At 62.5% G+C, this 17,391-nt stretch carries 17 protein-coding genes; 9 read left to right on the top strand and 8 right to left on the bottom strand.

The genetic code is table 11. The features are described from left to right. Positions 1 to 9 precede the first annotated feature (9 nt). From RA20_RS15060 to RA20_RS15025, 8 genes are all read right to left on the bottom strand, one after another. Positions 10 to 1,371, bottom strand: a complete 1,362-nt coding sequence (locus tag RA20_RS15060) for a tetratricopeptide repeat protein (RefSeq protein ID WP_039130355.1) — start codon at positions 1,369 to 1,371, stop codon at positions 10 to 12. 262 nt (positions 1,372 to 1,633) lie between these two features. Then, complete coding sequence (locus tag RA20_RS15055; protein WP_152618523.1) at positions 1,634 to 2,836, bottom strand: CoA transferase; 1,203 nt, start codon at positions 2,834 to 2,836, stop codon at positions 1,634 to 1,636. After that, positions 2,820 to 4,433, bottom strand: coding sequence for a thiamine pyrophosphate-binding protein (locus RA20_RS15050; RefSeq protein WP_039130351.1), 1,614 nt, complete (start codon positions 4,431 to 4,433; stop codon positions 2,820 to 2,822). Before RA20_RS15050 ends, RA20_RS15055 begins: the two co-directional genes overlap by 17 nt. 160 nt (positions 4,434 to 4,593) lie before the next feature. Beyond that, entirely contained in the window at positions 4,594 to 5,064 is a 471-nt protein-coding gene (locus tag RA20_RS15045) for a DUF302 domain-containing protein (RefSeq protein WP_039130349.1), read from the bottom strand. Between the two features lie 117 nt (positions 5,065 to 5,181). After that, positions 5,182 to 7,215: a PhoX family protein gene (locus tag RA20_RS15040; RefSeq protein WP_039130539.1), complete on the bottom strand. Its 2,034-nt coding sequence runs from the start codon at positions 7,213 to 7,215 to the stop codon at positions 5,182 to 5,184. Between the two features lie 174 nt (positions 7,216 to 7,389). Next, entirely contained in the window at positions 7,390 to 8,448 is a 1,059-nt protein-coding gene (locus RA20_RS15035) for a YeeE/YedE family protein (protein ID WP_039130347.1), read from the bottom strand. 17 nt (positions 8,449 to 8,465) lie between these two features. Then, positions 8,466 to 8,804, bottom strand: a complete 339-nt coding sequence (locus RA20_RS15030; RefSeq protein ID WP_039130344.1) for an ArsR/SmtB family transcription factor — start codon at positions 8,802 to 8,804, stop codon at positions 8,466 to 8,468. Between the two features lie 59 nt (positions 8,805 to 8,863). After that, on the bottom strand, positions 8,864 to 9,247 hold the full coding sequence (locus tag RA20_RS15025; protein WP_039130342.1) for a hypothetical protein: 384 nt from the start codon (positions 9,245 to 9,247) through the stop codon (positions 8,864 to 8,866). A 106-nt stretch (positions 9,248 to 9,353) separates the two neighbouring features. Here RA20_RS15025 and RA20_RS15020 point away from each other — a divergent pair, with 106 nt between their 5' ends. The 9 genes from RA20_RS15020 (at position 9,354) to RA20_RS14980 (ending at position 17,390) form a co-directional block, all read left to right on the top strand. Beyond that, the gene (locus RA20_RS15020; protein ID WP_039130340.1) at positions 9,354 to 10,091 is read left to right on the top strand and encodes a cytochrome c biogenesis CcdA family protein; all 738 of its coding nucleotides are present in this window, start codon (positions 9,354 to 9,356) and stop codon (positions 10,089 to 10,091) included. A gap of 19 nt (positions 10,092 to 10,110) precedes the next feature. Continuing rightward, positions 10,111 to 10,704 carry a thioredoxin family protein gene (locus RA20_RS15015; RefSeq protein WP_039130337.1) on the top strand — a complete coding sequence of 198 codons (594 nt, stop codon included), beginning with the start codon at positions 10,111 to 10,113 and terminating at the stop codon, positions 10,702 to 10,704. A 127-nt stretch (positions 10,705 to 10,831) separates the two neighbouring features. Beyond that, the gene (gene soxX, locus RA20_RS15010; protein WP_039130334.1) at positions 10,832 to 11,308 is read left to right on the top strand and encodes a sulfur oxidation c-type cytochrome SoxX; all 477 of its coding nucleotides are present in this window, start codon (positions 10,832 to 10,834) and stop codon (positions 11,306 to 11,308) included. Between the two features lie 60 nt (positions 11,309 to 11,368). Further along, positions 11,369 to 11,785: a thiosulfate oxidation carrier protein SoxY gene (soxY, locus tag RA20_RS15005; RefSeq protein ID WP_039130332.1), complete on the top strand. Its 417-nt coding sequence runs from the start codon at positions 11,369 to 11,371 to the stop codon at positions 11,783 to 11,785. Positions 11,786 to 11,829: 44 nt separating this feature from the next. Further along, positions 11,830 to 12,159: a thiosulfate oxidation carrier complex protein SoxZ gene (soxZ, locus tag RA20_RS15000; protein WP_039130330.1), complete on the top strand. Its 330-nt coding sequence runs from the start codon at positions 11,830 to 11,832 to the stop codon at positions 12,157 to 12,159. Positions 12,160 to 12,233: 74 nt separating this feature from the next. Next, positions 12,234 to 13,085 carry a sulfur oxidation c-type cytochrome SoxA gene (soxA, locus tag RA20_RS14995; RefSeq protein WP_039130326.1) on the top strand — a complete coding sequence of 284 codons (852 nt, stop codon included), beginning with the start codon at positions 12,234 to 12,236 and terminating at the stop codon, positions 13,083 to 13,085. A 99-nt stretch (positions 13,086 to 13,184) separates the two neighbouring features. Next, positions 13,185 to 14,882 (top strand): thiosulfohydrolase SoxB, encoded by a 1,698-nt coding sequence (gene soxB, locus RA20_RS14990; RefSeq protein ID WP_039130323.1) that lies wholly within the window; start codon positions 13,185 to 13,187, stop codon positions 14,880 to 14,882. Between the two features lie 113 nt (positions 14,883 to 14,995). Continuing rightward, a complete protein-coding gene (gene soxC, locus RA20_RS14985; RefSeq protein WP_039130321.1) occupies positions 14,996 to 16,267 on the top strand; it encodes a sulfite dehydrogenase in 1,272 nt (423 codons plus the stop codon). After that, positions 16,251 to 17,390, top strand: coding sequence for a c-type cytochrome (locus RA20_RS14980; RefSeq protein ID WP_193748848.1), 1,140 nt, complete (start codon positions 16,251 to 16,253; stop codon positions 17,388 to 17,390). Before soxC ends, RA20_RS14980 begins: the two co-directional genes overlap by 17 nt. Position 17,391: the final 1 nt, after the last annotated feature.

Genomic DNA, 17,391 nt, shown 5'->3' with positions numbered 1-17,391 from the left:
CTTGAGGTCTTATTCGGCGGGAACGCTGGCAGCACCGGAATTGTCCCGGCCCTGGGCGATCAGGGTGCGGCGGGCCAGTGCGTAATTGTCCTCGGCGCCGCCGCGTTTGCTGCGGCGGTCATCCAGGATTGCCTCGACCGCGTCAAGCTGTCCTGCGCGCAGGCCGGCATCAATGGTAATCCGTTCAAAAACATCGCGCTGCGCGTGGCTGCCGCCGGCCAGCTGCAGGGTGCCGCGGGCAGACGACAGGTGGCGGAAGGCGGATTTGTAGTTGCCCTCGCCAAAGGCCTCCAGCCCGTCGGCAGCAGCACAGCCGGGGTTGCCCATGCGCTCGCAAGCTTCCGAGCCGCCCTTTTCGGCGTCGGCATGGATGCGCTGCACCATCTTGTGGGCGTCTTCCTTGCGGTGGCCGGTCAGCGCCAGCAGGTAATGCAGGTCGGCAAAGATCAGGCTGCCGTCCTCGGTGCGGTTGGCGCAAAGTTCAGACAACTCCTCCCAGCGGGCGCCCACATCGACGCCTTCCAGCTCCAGCCGGACCAGCAGCGAGGTGGCGTTGGAGATGTCTCGGTAGTCGTCGGTTTTGTCTTTGCGCACTTCGGTATCATAAAGCGCAATGGCCTCATCCATCTGGCCCAGGTCCAGATGCATCAGCGCCTTGTGCCACCAGACGTGGTAGCGGAAGTTGTTGCAATGGGCCCAGGCCTCTTCGCGGCCGTGCAGCCATTCGAGGCCGGACTTGGCGTTGCCGGTCATGTCATGCACATGTGCCACGGCGTGCAGGCCCCAGGCATCGTCCGGCGCCATCCACAGGGCCTGGCGGCCCGCGTTGGCAGCGCGTTCGTAATCGCCGGTTTCCTCCAGCGCAAAGGAGTGGCAGCCCAGGAGGTAGCCGCGGCCTGCGTGGTCCGGAGCATAGGCCGGCATCACCCGTTCGATCGAGGCACGCATGCCTTCAGGGTCACCCAGGATGAAGCGGATACCGTGGCTGAGTTTCATCGCCAGAGTGTCCTGCGGGAACACGTCCAGCACTTCCTCCATCCGGCGGATTGCCAGGCTGGGGCGGCCGGACAGCCAGTTTTCCAGCGCGTCGACATATTTGCGCTCGCGCGGCAGGGCGCCTTCATAAAAGGACTTGGCATCGCGCAGGGCTTCCTGTGCGGTCGGCAGCAGCTCGCGGCGGCCCAGCATCAGCAGCGACAGTCCTTTGATCGCATGCGCCAGGGCAAACTCCGGAGCCGCCTTCAGCACCGCGCCAAGGTGGTCAGCCGTCACGGCGGCGTGGGCCAGAACTCCCAGCTGCACGGCATTCCAGTCCTGCAAGGCTGCGGCATCGGTCAGGCTGCTGTCTTGGCCGAAGATATCATGCGTCATGGGAGTCCAATCTTTGTTTTCGAATTGAAAAGCGGTTTCCGTGTCCTGCTGAAGATTAGATCATCAGATTGGTCCGGGCGAACCCCGCTCGCGCTTTGGTGATTGCCTGTGTGTGTTTGGCTGTAAATTTCGCCGGATGTGTAAGATTTCCGTCGAAATTCCTGCAACAGGAATGGTTAACGGGCGGCGAAACCACCGCCGGTTTGGCGGTGATTTGCCGGAAACTGTAACACTTGGCGGAAAGCTGCCGTGTTTTGGGGGCTTAGCCGTTTCCGAACGGGGTGTCAGAGCTCAGAATCTCGTCCGTCGCCTCGCCGCAGCGGGGCGGCGCGTGCCGGTATGTTACAGGCGTGCGGGAGAAATTCAGCGGGTTGCCCAGGAGTTTCACCGGGCCTGCCGCGGTTTCCATCGGAATGGACATCTCGCGGGCTGCGACCTGATCGGTGGCAAAGAGCGTTTCCAGGTTCTGCACCGGGCCTGCGGGCACCTTGCGGGCCTCCATCGCTGCCAGCACCTCATCTGTTGTGTAGCGCTGCACGGTGGGGATGAGGACGGCATTCAGCGCATCACGGTTTTGCAGCCGGGCGGGGTTGGTGGCAAAACGCGGATCCCCGGCCAGGCCTTCGAGCTTCAGGAATTTCATGAAGCGCTGGAACTGGCTGTCATTTCCCACTGCCAGGATCACATGGCCGTCGGATGTTTCGTAAACGCCATAGGGCATGATGCTCGGGTGCTCATTGCCGCGGCGTTTTGGGATGCTGCCAGTGTTCAGATAGGCAACGCCTTCGTTGATCAGCCAGGCGATCTGGGCGTCGACCAGAGCGAGGTCGATTTGCTGCCCTTCGCCGGTTTTTTCGCGGTGATGCAGGGCAGAGAGGATGCCGATGCAGGCGTACATGCCGCACATCACGTCGGCGATGCCGACGCCTGCCTTCATCGGCTGGCCCTCAGGCTCGCCGGTCAGCGACATGATTCCGCCGAACCCTTGCGCCATGATGTCATAGCCGGGCTTGTGGCTGTTAGGGCCGGTCTGGCCGTAGCCCGAGATCGAGCAGTAGATCAGACCGGGCAGATCATCCTTGAGGCTGTTGTAGTCCAGCCCGTATTTGGCCAGCCCGCCGGGTTTGAAGTTCTCGATCAGGATATCGGCCTCAGCCGCCAGGCGGCGGATGGCTTGCTGGCCTTCCTCTGTTGCGATGTCGATGGCCACCGAACGCTTGTTGCGGTTGGCGGACATGAAATAGGCCGAAAGGTCGGATTGCTCCCCTTCCGCATCCACCACATAAGGAGGACCCCATTGCCGGGTGTCATCGCCGCCGGTTTTGGGGTTTTCCACCTTGATAACCGTGGCACCCAGGTCGCCCAGGAGCTGGGTGCAGGTCGGGCCTGCCAGAATGCGGGAGAGGTCCAGAACCTTGACGCCCTTCAGCGCGCCATGGGGGAGAAGGTCAGATCCGGCCATCATAGCCTCCGCGGTCAATCACTGCCGAGATGACAGTGAATTTTTGTGCTTTCATCGCGTCTTGCAGGGCAGCGCGCAGTTCAGCGCGGCTGGTGACAGTCACCCCGTTGCCGCCAAAGGCCCGGCCCATGGCGGCAAAGTCATGCTCGGCAAAATCAACGCCGCTATTGGCCAGCTGGCGCTGGCGCTGTTTTAGCTCGATCAGTGCAAGGCTGGCATCGGCAAAGACCACGAAAATGGGGGCAGCACCCAGTTCGGCCGCAGTGGACAGCTCGCCCGCCACCATCAGGAAGCCGGCATCGCCTGAGAAGCTGACCACGGGCCGGTCCGGCTGCGCCAGCTTGCGCCCAATCGCCATTGGCACGGCGCAGCCCATGGTGCAGAGAGCTGAGGATTGGATCAGCCCGCGCGGCTCATGGCAGTCCCACATCTGGCTCAGCAGAATGCGGTGTGCGCCGCTGTCCGCGGTGGCGAGGGTTTCGGGAGGCAGGGTGGCGCGGCATTCGGCGATGACCCCTGCCGGGCCCCAATCGTCGTCCTGCGGGAAAGCCTCTGCCAGCGCAGTTTTTACCTGAGCGGGGCGGTTGCTGTTCCAAGTGCTGTGCGGCGCGGAGCCATCCGACAGGGCTTCAAGCGTGGGAGCAATTGCGGTGAGGAAGTTCAAGCCTGCCTGATGCATATAATGCGTGTTGGCCTCCGGCGCGATGTCGATGACGTTCTGGGTTTTCACGTCCCAGACATTGCGCCAGCCGGGGCGCATCTCGATCGGGTCGTACCCGATGGAGAGCACCAGGTCGGCCTCCTGCACCAGGGGCAGAAGATGTTTGTCAGCCAGCGGCGACAGGCCGGCGCCGCCCAGGCACAGGGGGTGGTCCTCGGGGATGATCCCTTTGGCCTTGTAGCTGGTGACAAAGGGGACCTGGTGTTTTTCAACGAAGGTGCGAATTGCGAGGCCGGCATTTTCCTGCAGCGCATCAAGGCCAATCACCGCCACTGGGCGCGCAGAGGCCGCCAGCCAGGAACGCGCCTGTGCCAGTGCTTCTCCGCTTGGCGCGGCTGGGCTTGCAGGCGCACGGCGGATGCCGCGGTCCCTGGCCGGCGCATCTGCGGTTGAGATCGGCACGTCGATATGCACCGGTCCGTTGCGGGGCTCGGTTGCGATGGCGACCGCCTTGTCGGCAATCAGGTCCGCGGCTCCGGCATCCAGCCGGAAAGTGGCCTTGGTGACCGGAGTGAACACGGCGCGGTGGTCGAGCACCTGATGAGTGTAGCTCTGCTCCTCAGCCGCATCGACGCAGCCCGTGAGCACGAGCATCGGCACCCGGTCCTGATGGGCGTTGGCCACCACGTTGATGCCATTGAGGGCGCCGGGGCCGAGGGTTGCAACCAGGATGACCGGCGCGCCATCGGTGTGGTGCACGCCTTCACCGATGAAACCCGCACAATTCTCATGCTTGGCGAGATGAAAGGCGATGCCCGCCTTGGTGAGTGCATCAACCAGGGTCAGCACCTCGCCGCCGGGCATGCCAAAGGCATGGCGGCAGCCTGCCTCGTAAAGCCGCCGGGCCAGCACATCGGCCGCACGCAAGGGTTCTGTCATCTTGTCCGTCCAATCCGTTGATTTGCCGCCAGATTGCCGAGGCTTCAGATATGCGCAAGCCCTCTCACGCCAGTGTGAGAATTGCTGCGGCGGAAACTGGCGCATTTCATGCGCCAGGCCTCCGGCGGGGGTATTTCAGTCCAGAAAGAAGCCGGAAGGGCTATTTGAGTGCCCGTTGCGCGATCAGTGCAAAGCGGCGGTCCAGCTGCTCTGCCAGGGCAGCCAGCGCTTCTCCGCCCTCGTCTGCGTAGGGGGCAAAGACGTGCGAGGGCAGTTTGTAGGCAAGTGTTGCACTTCCGTCTTTCGTTTCGGTGACATACATGCGCACCGGTGCTTCGATCATCGCGGCGGTGGAGAGCGCCAGGATTTTGACCGCAAAGTCGTTGTTGAACAGGCCAATGACCCGGTTGCCCGGAATGGTGATGCCGCGGGCGGCGGCGGCCTTGGTCGGCCCGGCCTGGGTCACGACGCCCAAGCCTTCAGCCTTGGCCGCGGCTTTGATGTCTGCGATCAGCTGTTCGTAAGTCTTGGGTGTTGCATGCACCGCCCAGCCGTCGCGCGGACCGATGCCGCCTGCCGCGGCGGCGGAGGCTGCAAGGAACAGTGCGGCAGCCAGACGTTTGAAATACATGGAAAGCCTCCCAACATTTTACGCCATCTCTAAGCCAAGAAGGGCCGGTGTCTTCTCACAATTGCGTGCGGCAGGCGGCAATCCGCCCGCCAGGGCTCAAGCCTGCGGATTGCGGGATCAGACCGCTATCTTGCCGCCGCCTTTGCGGGTCACCGCAACAAGCGAGGGGCGCGGCGGCATCTTTGGGTCGAAATCGGGCCAACGGGTGGCCGGATCCTCAAAGGTCGAGGCGCGTTCGAAGCCTTTCAGATCCCTGGTGCCGTCGGTGCCAGGATGCTGAACCGCCAGGAACAGGGTTTCGCCGTCCGGGGCAAAATACGGTCCGCACAGCTCGCCGCCCACCGGGCAGCGGAAGAACAATTTGGAATGGCCGCGGAGCGCCCCTTCGGTTTCAACCCCGTAAAGCCCGTCCGATTTGCCGGTCATGCCCCATTTGCTGCCCTGGTCGGTGGATACCCACAGGCGCCCGTCTGCATCAAAGGCGCAGTTGTCCGGCGAGCCGAACCAGCCGTGTTCCGAGGTCTCCGGGTTCCATTCCGCACCCACTTCGGCAATCTGCGGATCGCCGCATTTCACCAGGATCGTCCAGGATCCTTTGGTCGCTGCGTGGTCGCCGCCGTCTTCCTTGATCTCGATGATATGGCCGAAGTTCGAGTCCGCGCGCGGGTTGGCGGCATCGGTCTGGCCGGCTGTGCGTTTCGAGTTGTTGGTCAGCATGATGTATGCGGTGCCGTCGCCGCGGGGCTGGGCGTCTTCGGGACGGTCCATCGGAGTGGCCCCCAGCGCATCGGCGGCCAGGCGCGCGTCGATCAGCACATCTGCCTGGCTGGCAAAACCGTTTTCCGCTGTCAGCGGCCCATGCCCGTGCACCAGCGGCAGCCAATGAACGGAGCCGTCCGCGTCAAAGCGCCCGACGTAAAGCGTGCCCTCGCTCAGCAGTGTGGCGTTTGCGGCCGGATCATCTGAAACAGTGCCGCGGGAGACGTATTTGTACTGGTAGTCAAAGCGCGCATCGTCACCCATATAAACCACCAGATGGCCGTCTTTTGAGGTGGTGGTTTCAGCCCCTTCATGGCGGAAACGCCCCAGCGCGGTGTGTTTTACCGGCTTGGCGTCCGGGTTGCGCGGATCGACCTCAACCACCCAGCCGAAGCGATTCACTTCGTTGGGTTCCTTGTCGATGTTGAAACGGTCGTAGTATTTGCCCCAGGCGTACCAGCCGCCCGGCGCGCCGTAGCGCTTCATCTGCGCCGCTTCAGGCTGGCCCGACAGATCCGGCTTGCCGTCTTCATCCAGCTTATCCGTCCAGAAATAGCCGTGGAAGTTTTCCTCGGCCATCAGCCAGGTGCCCCAGGGTGTCATGCCGCCTGCGCAATTGTTGAGCGTGCCGGTGACTGCGGCGCCGGACGGGTCCGCGCTGGTCTGCATACGGGGATGGCCTGCAGCAGGACCGTCGAGTGTCATTGCAGTGTTCAGGGGCGAAATTCGGCGGTTGTATGCCCCGTCCCGAACTACTGACCATCTCCCGTCATTGCTGCGGATGATCTCCACAACCGAACCGCCATGGGCGGCCATTTCGATGTCCACCAGTTCCTTGGTCATGCCGGCGAAATCCGCCTTGTCCTGGCGGCCGAGGCCCGGGAACATGACTTCTTCGTTGGTGTATTCGTGGTTCACGCACAACAGGCCGCGGGTGCCGTCATCATTCAGCGGCAGAAAGCCGATGTAGTCGTTGTTGTAGCCGAACTGCTGCAGCTGCGCTTCTGCGCTTTGGTTCATCACGTCGAACTCAGGCGCCTCTGCGGTGATGGGGTCGCCCCAGCGCAGGAGGATCTCTGCGTCATAGCCTTCGGCCACGTGGTGGGTTTCATCGTTGCCCCAGGCCAGTTCGTTAAAGGCATACCGGCTGCCCGCCGGGGAGCCGACGGCGCCTGCCTGGCGCGGAGCGGTCAGGGCGGAGGCGCCGAACAATGCGGCGGTGGCAGAAACGCCAAGCATGCCTTTCAGCATTTTGCGGCGGCCATAGCGGGCGGTGATCACGTCGCCGATGGTGCGGCTGAGGTTCGGGTTGGCGGGAATATCGTCAAAGGCCTCATAGGCTTCTGCCTTGTTGCCGGTTTGCGGGTCTTCGATGATCTGCTTGCGGTCCATTGCGGGCTCCAAAATCTCGTCAATCACTACCGGCTGGCCCATGGGCCATACGCGGACCGGGATCATCATGGGCAAGCTTGTAACAGGGGATTAAAGGTTAATGCACAATAACCAAACTATCACATCCGGCGAGCAGAACTGCAAATCCTGGCCGGCTGCCGCCGGGGCGGAACATTACTCTGCCGGGCGGAAGCCTTCGATCAGCTGACGCAAGCCGATGGCAGCGCCGGCAAAGATTGCCAGCATGGTGACTGGTGCAGAAACGGCCAGCAGGGAAAAGGCGCTAAGGCCCTGGCCAACGGTGCAGCCCATGGCAATGACCGCCCCGGCTCCCATGATGGCAGCGCCAATGATCTGGCGGCGCAGCTCGCGCGGGTCTTCGCAGGCTTCCCAGCGGAAGTGACCCTTGATCAGCGAGCCGATGAAGGCGCCGGTCCAGACCCCGGCGATGGAGCCGACGGCAAAGGAGAGGGGGCGCAAGCTGCCGGTCATGGTCCAGAGGATGGTCTCGCCCAAGGGGGCTGAGAAAGAGTGGGAGGCCACCGGCAGTGCTTCAAACCCTTCGGTGTTGACGTATGTGGTTCCCGCCCAGCCGGAGGTGACGGCCAGTCCCACGATGGCGGACCAGAGCAGCGCCTGTTTGTCCTTGCGGATTTCTGCGCTGGCGAGGGAGGCCAGCAGGATCAGAACGCCTGCGGCGACGCCTATTGTGGCCAGAGGCAGGCCGCTCCAGGCGGCAGCGTAGTGGGCCAGGCCCGGCGGGATGTCAGTGGTGACGTCCTGCTGTTCAAAGAAGAAGTTTCGCAGCGGGGCGAGGGGGCCTGCAAGCACCACATAGGTCGAGACGCCCATTACCAGCACAATTACAAAGCTGCGCAGGTCGCCGCCGCCAAGCCGGGCAATGGCGCCGTAGCCGCAGTTCCCGCTGAGCGCCATGCCGTAGCCGAACATCAAACCGCCGAGGATCGAAGCGGCAGGCATCCAGCGGATCGTGAGATAGAAGGACTGGGTGGCATCGACCAGCCCAATGCCCATCAGGGCAAAGCTGGCGGTGACGGCGACACCGATGGCCACGCCCCACATGCGCATCCGCAGGGACGAGCCGCCGTATAGCAGGTCTTCGATCGCGCCGAGGGTGCAGAAGCGCCCCAGCCGCGCGGCAAGCCCAAGCAGCACACCGCCCAGCAACCCGAAGCAGGCGGCCAGCTGGTGTTCTGAGAGGAGGTCAAACATTTATGGAAGCCGGCGGGTCAGCTGCCGTCGTTGCAGAAGAGGTCGTAAACCGTTTCCAGCATCCGGCGGGGTTTATCGTCTGCCAGGCGGTAGTAGATTGCCTTGCCCTCGCGCCGGGGAATGACCAGCCCTTCCAGGCGCAGACGGGAGAGCTGCTGGGAGACGGCGGCCTGGCGGGCCGACAGGAGCTCCTCCAGCTCGGTCACCGATTTCTCGCCTGATACCAGGTGGCACAGGATCATCAGGCGGCCCTCATGGCTGATCGCCTTGAGAAAATTGGAGGCCTTGGTCGCGTTGTCGACCATCTTGTCCATTTCTGCCGGATCCATGTCCGCGGAAAACTGCGGTAGTGCCATCTGTCGTCTCCTGAGCGGCGCGCAGGCGCCGCACTCCTCTTTTTGCCCCGTTCGGGCCGTCAGCTGCCGCCCTGAGTGTGCGTATTATCAACAAACCCTGTATGGGCGGTTAGCAAATCTGCCAGCAAAGGCCAAAAGAAATCTTCACCCGGGTAGCCTTCGAGCCGGGCCTGTTCCTTGCCGTCCTCAACCACCAGAAAGGTTGGTGTGAACATGACCCGGCGGCTCACCTGCAGGTCACCCGGCAAATCGCGCAGGTCGACCCGGCGGAGCGGGGCGTGCTTGCCTTCGGCCGTCTTGGGGTAGATCGGGGCGATTTCCTCGTCCCAGCGGGCACACCATTCGCATCCCGCTTGCTCGACCATTACCAGCTCGGCCGCCCAGGCGGGCAGGGCCGTGAGGGTCATGGCAGCGGCTGCAGCCAGTTGCCGGATCATGCGCATCTATGTCATTCCACATGTTGACGGGTCTGTATAATACAACGTAATTCGAATATGTGAATGACACAAGCCGGGGCCCGATAACGTTCGCGTGGGCCAGGGGGAGGCAATGCTCGAGATTACCCTGTTTGGCGCTTTGATCGCAGGTTTGCTGAGCTTTTTCACCCCCTGCATTCTGCCGATGGTGCCGTTTTACCTCTCTTACATGGGCGGTTTGTCGATGGCGGAACTGCGCGGAGACGGTGCAATTAACGCCGGAGCACAGCGGCGGCTGCTGGTATCGGCGGTGTGTTTTGCTGCCGGAGTGACCACAGTGTTCATGCTGATGGGCATGGGGGCAACGGCGCTGGGGCAGCTGTTCGGGCAGTACCTGGAGGTTCTGTCTTATTTCGCGGCCGCGCTTTTGCTGCTGTTCGGGCTGCATTTCCTGGGTGTTGTGAACATCCCGCTGCTGTACCGCGAGGCGCGGATGGAGAGTGCGGCGGAACCTTCAACAGTGCTGGGCGCCTATCTGATGGGGCTGGCCTTCGGCTTTGGCTGGACACCCTGCGTGGGGCCGGCGCTGGCCTCGATCCTGATGATCGCGTCGGGCATGGGCGACATCTGGCGCGGCGGCGTGCTGCTGCTGGTCTACGGGCTGGGAATGACGGCGCCCTTTGTCGTGGCGGCGCTGTTTGCCAAGCCGTTTCTGGGGTGGGTGGCGCGGCACCGCGCAGCCTTTGGCTGGGTGGAAAGGGGAATGGGCGCCATGCTGGTGCTGTTTGCGGTGCTGATCGCCACTGGCGGGGTGCGGCTGATTGCCGAGACAATGATCCGCTGGATGCCGGGATTCAGCTCAATTGGATAAGTGAAGTGCGGAGGTCAACATGCTGAGAAGTCTTGCGAAAGTGTTAATGGCGGCGGTGCTGGCGGTGCCCATGGCCGTTCCCCTGTCTGCGGCAGAGCTTGGGGATGACGGTCTGCACAAGACCTCCTGGATGCGGGAGACCTTCAAGGACCTGCGCGAGGATCTGGACGAAGCCAATGGCGAGGGCAAACGGCTGGCGCTGATCTTTGAGCAGCGCGGCTGCATCTATTGCACCAAGATGCATGAGGAGACCTTTCCCCGGCCGGAAATCAGCCAGTACATCGAAGAGAATTTCTTTGTCGTGCAGCTGAACCTTTATGGCGATGTGGAGGTCACCGACTTCGACGGCCAAGCGCTGCCGGAGAAAGAGATGGCGCGCAAATGGGGCGTGCTGTTCACACCGACGATTCTGTTCCTGCCGGAGGAGGTGGCTGAAGAAGCTACAGCCCCCGAAGCTGCGGTGGCGATGATGCCGGGCGCCTTTGGCGCGGGAACCACGCTGGACATGTTTACATGGGTCAATGAAAAGCGGTATGCGCTTGATAACGGGGAAGATTTCCAGCGCTACCACGCGCGGATGATCCAAGAGCGCAATAATGGATCCGCAGACTAGGGGTCCGGCGCACAAATTGCAAAAATTCACAATAATGAATTTGTTGTTGCGTAATGGTCCGGCTGTGGCCTACGGTATGCAGAAACGAAGCAACCGCACAAAGATGCGGCAGCCATTGGGAGGATACATGAAGCTTACATCTCTGACACTGGCGCTGAGCCTGGCGGGTGCCGCGGCGATGGCCGGAGAGGTTGCTCCGAAAGCGGTGCAGTACGGCGAATACGGCGAAGTTTCCGCCTCGCTGACCGGGGTTGCGGGCGACGCTGCCAGCGGTGCGGTGATTGCAGGCACCAAGTCCAAGGGCAACTGCGTGGCCTGCCATCAAGTAAGCGCGCTGGCGGATGTTCCCTTCCATGGCGAGATCGGCCCGTCGCTGGACGGCGCAGGCGACCGCTGGAGCGAGGAAGAACTGCGCGGGCTGGTGGCCAATGCCAAGATGACATTCGAGGGCACCATGATGCCGGCCTTCTACAAGGTCGATGGCTTCATCCGCCCGGGCGACGCTTATACCGGCGATGCCGGGGCCGAGCCGCTGCCGCCGATCCTGACGGCGCAGGAGATTGAGGATGTGGTCGCGTTCCTCGCGACGCTGAAAGAAGAGTGAGGCGCGGGCCGGGCCTCGCGTCCGGTGCTGCAGCCTGTGTGAATGAATAGGAGAGATATGATGGAGTTCTCACGCCGTGAGACCCTGGCCCTGGGCCTGGGCGCTGCCGTGGTAACCGTGCTGCCGTTCCAGGTGAACGCCGCAGCAGACGACCGGATCGCCGCCTTTACCGGCGGTGCCGATATGGCCGAGGGCGGCGTCACCCTGAACGCGCCCGAGATTGCCGAGAACGGCAACACTGTTCCGATCTCGGTCGAGGCGCCCGGCGCCACCGCGATCCTGGTGCTGGCCACCGGAAACCCGGAACCGGGTGTGGCAACTTTCAACTTCGGCCCCGGTGCGGCACAGCAGTCGGCCTCGACCCGGATCCGCCTGGCAGGCACCCAGGACGTTGTTGCGGTGGCCAAGCTGGCCGATGGCTCCTTCGCCAAGGCAAGCGCCACCGTCAAAGTGACCATCGGCGGCTGCGGCGGCTGAGGCTGCCCGCTCTCTGAACGGAATTCTTAAGGAGAATTAAAGACATGGCATCCGGTGTTAAACCCCGCGTCAAGGTCCCGAAAACCGCTGCTGCCGGCGATACGGTCACCATCAAGACCCTGATCAGCCACAAGATGGAAAGCGGCCAGCGCAAGGATAAAGAGGGCAACCTGATTCCGCGCTCGATCATCAACCGCTTCACTTGCGCCTTCAACGGCGAGACGGTGCTGGACGTGGCAATGGAGCCCGCGATCTCCACCAACCCCTATTTCGAGTTCGACGCCGTCGTGCCGGAAGCCGGTGAATTTGTCTTCACCTGGTATGACGACGACGGCTCGGTCTACGACACCAAGAAAAAAATCGCCATCGGCTGATCCGTTCCGGATCTCAGGCACGCGTTCTGTCCGGTTTGCGCCGGGCAGGACAGGCACCCAAGGGAGGACAGGGAATGAATAAGAAGGCAATCACAGCAATTGCCGCCGTGTTGGCGCTGCCGATGGCGGCAGGTGCAGGCCCCGATGACGACACGCTGGTGGTCAACGAGGAAATCGAGATGGTCACCAAGGCCGCCGCACCTGCACATATTGCGGATGCGGTTGATGAGATTATGTCGGGCTGGCACTTCCGCAAGGATGAAACCCAGGCCCTGCAGATGGACGACTTTGAAAACCCGGCGATGATCTTTGTCGATCAGGCGCTTGATGCCTGGAACACCGTCGAGGGAACCGAAGGCAAGTCCTGCGCTTCCTGCCACGATGATGTCGAGGAAAGCATGAAAGGCGTGCGCGCGGTCTATCCCAAATGGAGCGAGGCCGCCGGTGAAGTCCGCACCCTGAACATGCAGATCAACGACTGCCGCGAAAACCACATGGGTGCCGAAAAGTGGAAGTACACCGGCGGCAAGATGTCGGCGATGGAAGCGCTGATCTCGGTCCAGTCGCGCGGGCTTCCGGTGAATGTGGCCATCGACGGCCCGGCCCAGTCCGCCTGGGAGAAGGGCAAGGAGATGTACTACACCCGCACCGGCCAGCTGGAGCTGTCCTGCGCGAACTGCCATGAAGACAACTATGGCAACATGATCCGCGCCGACCATCTGAGCCAGGGCCAGATCAACGGCTTCCCGGTCTACCGCTTGAAAAACACCAAGCTGAACACCGCCCATGCGCGCTTCAAGGGATGCGTGCGCGATACCCGCGCCGAGACCTACAAGCCGGGTTCGGCGGACTTTGTGGCGCTGGAGCTGTATGTTGCCTCGCGCGGCAACGGGCTGTCGGTCGAAGCCCCCTCTGTCCGCAACTGATCTTTGCGCCCCGCGCCTGTTGACAGGCGCGGGGCGTGTCTCTTTTTAAACATTCATTTGTGCGAATATGTCGCGCAAGCACACAGGATACCGGTACACATGATCTCGCGCCGCGATTTTCTGCAGGTTTCCATGGCGGCATCGGCCATGGTGGGGGCGTCAGGCTTTGGCAATTGGGCGCGGCTGGCTGCCCAGCAGTCGCTGACCCAGGACCAGCTCTTGGAGTTTGACACCTTCGGCAACATCAGCCTGATCCATGTGACTGATATTCATGGGCAATTGAAGCCGATCTATTTCCGCGAGCCATCGATCAATCTGGGCGTCGGCGGCAACAAGGGCCATGTGCCGCATATCACCGGCGCCGACTTCCGCAAGGCCTATGGCATCAATGATGGCAGCCCCTCGGCCTATGCGCTGACCTATGATGATTTCTCGTCGCTCGCCAAAGGATACGGCCGGGTTGGCGGGCTGGACCGGATGGCAACGATCATCAACGCCATCCGCGCCGACCGTCCCGATGCGCTGCTGTTTGACGGCGGCGACACCTGGCATGGCTCCTACACCTGCCATCACACGGCGGGCCAGGACATGGTCAATGTAATGAACGCGCTGAAGCCCGATGCGATGACCTTTCACTGGGAATTCACGCTGGGGTCCGAGCGGGTGAACGAGATCGTCGAGGGCCTGCCTTTTGCGGCGCTTGGCCAGAACATCTTTGATGCTGAATGGGATGAACCGGCTGAGCTGTTCAAACCCTACAAGTTCTTTGAGCGCGGCGGCGCAAAGGTGGCGGTGATCGGCCAGGCCTTCCCTTATATGCCGATCGCCAACCCTGGCTGGATGTTCCCGGAGTATTCCTTCGGCATCCGTGACGAGAACATGCAGGCGATGGTGGATGAGGTCCGCGCCGCGGGCGCTGATCTGGTTGTGGTGCTGAGCCACAACGGCTTTGACGTCGACAAGAAGATGGCGGGCAAGGTGCAGGGCATTGACGTGATCCTGTCGGGCCACACCCACGACGCGCTGCCCGAACCGGTGCTGGTGGACAAGACCCATATCATTGCTTCCGGATCGAACGGAAAATTTGTCTCGCGCATTGATCTGGACGTGCGCGACGGCCAGCTGATGGGCCTGCGGCACAAGCTGATCCCTGTGTTCTCGGACGTGATCGCGCCGGACCCGGCGGTGGCGCAGCTGATTGATGCCGAGCGCGCGCCCTTTAAGGCGCAGCTGGAGGAAGTGATCGGCCAGACCGATACGCTGCTGTACCGCCGCGGCAATTTCAATGGCACCTGGGACGACCTGATCTGCGATGCGCTGCTGAGCGAGCGGGAGGCGGATATTGCCATGTCTCCGGGCGTGCGCTGGGGACCGTCGCTGGTGCCGGGAGACAATATCACCCGCGAGGATATCTGGAACGTGACATCGATGTCTTACGGGCAGGCCTACCGGTCCGAGATGACCGGGGAATTCATCAAGGTGATCCTGGAGGATGTGGCTGACAACATCTTCAACCCGGACCCCTATTACCAGCAGGGCGGCGACATGGTGCGGATCGGCGGCATGGGCTACCGGATCGACATCACCAAGCCGCAAGGCGAGCGGATCACCGATATGACGCTGCTGAAGACAGGCGAGGCGATTGATCCGGCGAAATCCTACGTCGTGGCCGGCTGGGCCAGCGTGAACGAGGGCACCGAAGGGCCGATGATCTGGGATGTGGTCGAGGACCATATCCGCAAGCTTGGCACCGTGACCCTGAACCCGAACACCTCCGTGCAGGTGGCAGGCGCTTAAGCGGCGCCCGCCCCGGCGGGGCAGGTCAATCTTCCCCTGACGGGGAACCGTAAAAAATTTTGCTCAGTTGAATTCACGAAAGTGAATTTATCGATATAAGGAGGCAAAGACAGATGAGTGATGACGCCAAGAGCCTGGCGCCTTCGCGCCGCCAGTTCCTGACAGGAGCGGCGGCTGCCGGGGCAGGGGCTGTTGCCGCCGGTGCCGCCAGGGCGGCCACGCCCGATCCGCTGATTACCGAAGTGCAGGAATGGGCCTCAGGCCTCGGCGAGGGTGTGGATGCCACGCCTTACGGCATGCCGATCCAGTTCGAGAGCGACGTGGTGCGCCGCAACGTGGAGTGGCTGACGGCGGACACCATCAGCTCGATCAACTTCACCCCGATCCACGCGCTGGACGGCACAATCACGCCGCAGGGATGTGCCTTTGAGCGCCACCATTCGGGCGCCATCGAGCTGCGCAAGGAAGACTACCGGCTGATGATCAACGGGCTGGTCGAGACGCCGCTGGTGTTCACCTATGAAGACCTGGAGCGCTTTCCGCGCGAAAACCGCGTTTATTTCTGCGAATGCGCCGCGAACTCAGGCATGGAATGGGCCGGTGCGCAGCTGAACGGCGCGCAGTTCACCCACGGCATGATCCATAACATGGAGTATTCCGGCGTGTCGCTGCGGACGCTGCTGGAAGAAGCCGGCGTCAGCCCCGAGGGCAAGTGGGTCTACGTGGAAGGCGCGGATGCGTCTTCGAACGGGCGCTCGATCCCGCTGGAGAAAGCGATGGACGACGTGCTGGTCGCCTTCAAGGCCAACGGCGAGGCGCTGCGCAAGGAGCATGGCTATCCGGTGCGGCTGGTGGTGCCGGGCTGGGAAGGCAATATGTGGGTCAAATGGCTGCGCCGGGTTGAGGTCATGGACCAGCCGGTGGAAAGCCGCGAGGAGACCTCGAAATACACCGACACGCTGGCCAATGGCGTCAGCCGCAAGTGGACCTGGGAGATGGACGCGAAATCCGTTGTCACCAGCCCCAGCCCGCAGGCGCCGATCAAGCATGGCAAGGGGCCGCTGGTGATCACCGGGCTGGCCTGGTCGGGGCGCGGTTCTATCACCGGCGTGGATGTGTCGCTGGACGGCGGCAAGAGCTGGCAGGAGGCGCGGCTGGCGGCTCCAGGCACAGACAAGGCGCTGACGCGGTTCTACCTGGATATCAATTGGGACGGTTCCGAAATGCTGCTGCAAGCACGCGCCAAGGATTCTTCCGGATATGTGCAGCCAACCAAGGCGCAGCTGCGCGAGGTGCGGGGCTTGAATTCGATCTATCACAACAACGCCATCCAGACCTGGTGGGTCAAGGCAAACGGGGAGGCGGAAAATGTCGAAGTTTCTTAACGGGTTGATGAGGCCCACTGAGGGCGGCTCCCGTCCGCGGGCGGAAAGCGTAGCGCCCGCCCGAGGGGGCGGACGGGCGCTGCCCGGCGTCGCCGCCGGGCGAAACATTGTTGCTGCGGCAGTGTTTTCTTTGGCAGTTGTTTCACCGGCGGTTGCTGAGAAAATCGGCCTTGGCCGCCCCGCCTTGCCGGAGGAAATCGCCGCCTGGGATCTGGACGTTGCCCCCGATGGCACCGGCTTGCCCGCAGGCTCGGGCGATGTGTTCACCGGCGAGGAGGTCTTTGCCGAGAAATGCGCCGTCTGCCACGGCGACTTTGCCGAAGGCGTCGGCAACTGGCCCAAGCTGGCAGGCGGGCAGGATACGCTGGACCATGATGACCCGCTGAAAACTGTGGGCTCTTACTGGCCGTATCTGTCGACCACCTGGGACTATGTGAACCGCTCGATGCCGTTTGGCGACGCGCAGTCTCTGACCGCGGACGAGGTTTATGCTATTGTGGCCTATATCCTCTATTCCAACGATCTGGTGGATGACGAGTTCGTGTTGTCGGACGGGACTTTTGCTGATGTGGAGCTGCCGAATGCGGAAGGCTTCATCCTGGATGACCGGCTGGAGGCGGAGAAGCACTTCTGGAACCCGGAGCCGTGCATGGAGAACTGCAAGGACAGCGTTGAGATCACCATGCGCGCCATGGTGCTGGACGTGACGCCGGAGGAAGAAAGCGCCGCGGCCTCGGGTGATGCCGCGCCGGTTGAGGAGGCAGAGGCGGAGGAGCCTGTCCAAGCGGCAGCTGTTCTGGACCCGGAACTGGTGGCGAAGGGCGCAAAGACCTTCAAGAAGTGCAAGGCCTGCCACCAGGTCGGCGACGGGGCCAAGTCCAAGACGGGGCCCATCCTGAACGGCATTATCGGTGCGCCTGCCGGCTACGTGGAGGGGTTCCGCTACTCCAAGGCGATGAAGGCGGCGGCCGAAGGCGGGCTGGTCTGGGATGAAGCCGAACTGGCGGCCTTTCTGGCCAAGCCGAAGAAATACATGAAGGGGACCAAGATGTCCTTTGCAGGACTGAAAAAGGAAGGGGACATCGAGGCGGTGATTGCCTATCTCAAGTCCTATTCCCAGTAAC

This window comes from Leisingera sp. ANG-Vp (genome assembly GCF_000813725.1).
Taxonomy (GTDB): Bacteria; Pseudomonadota; Alphaproteobacteria; order Rhodobacterales; family Rhodobacteraceae; genus Leisingera.
Note: the sequence above shows the minus strand (reverse complement) of the source record. Positions and strands in the feature narration are given on the sequence as shown.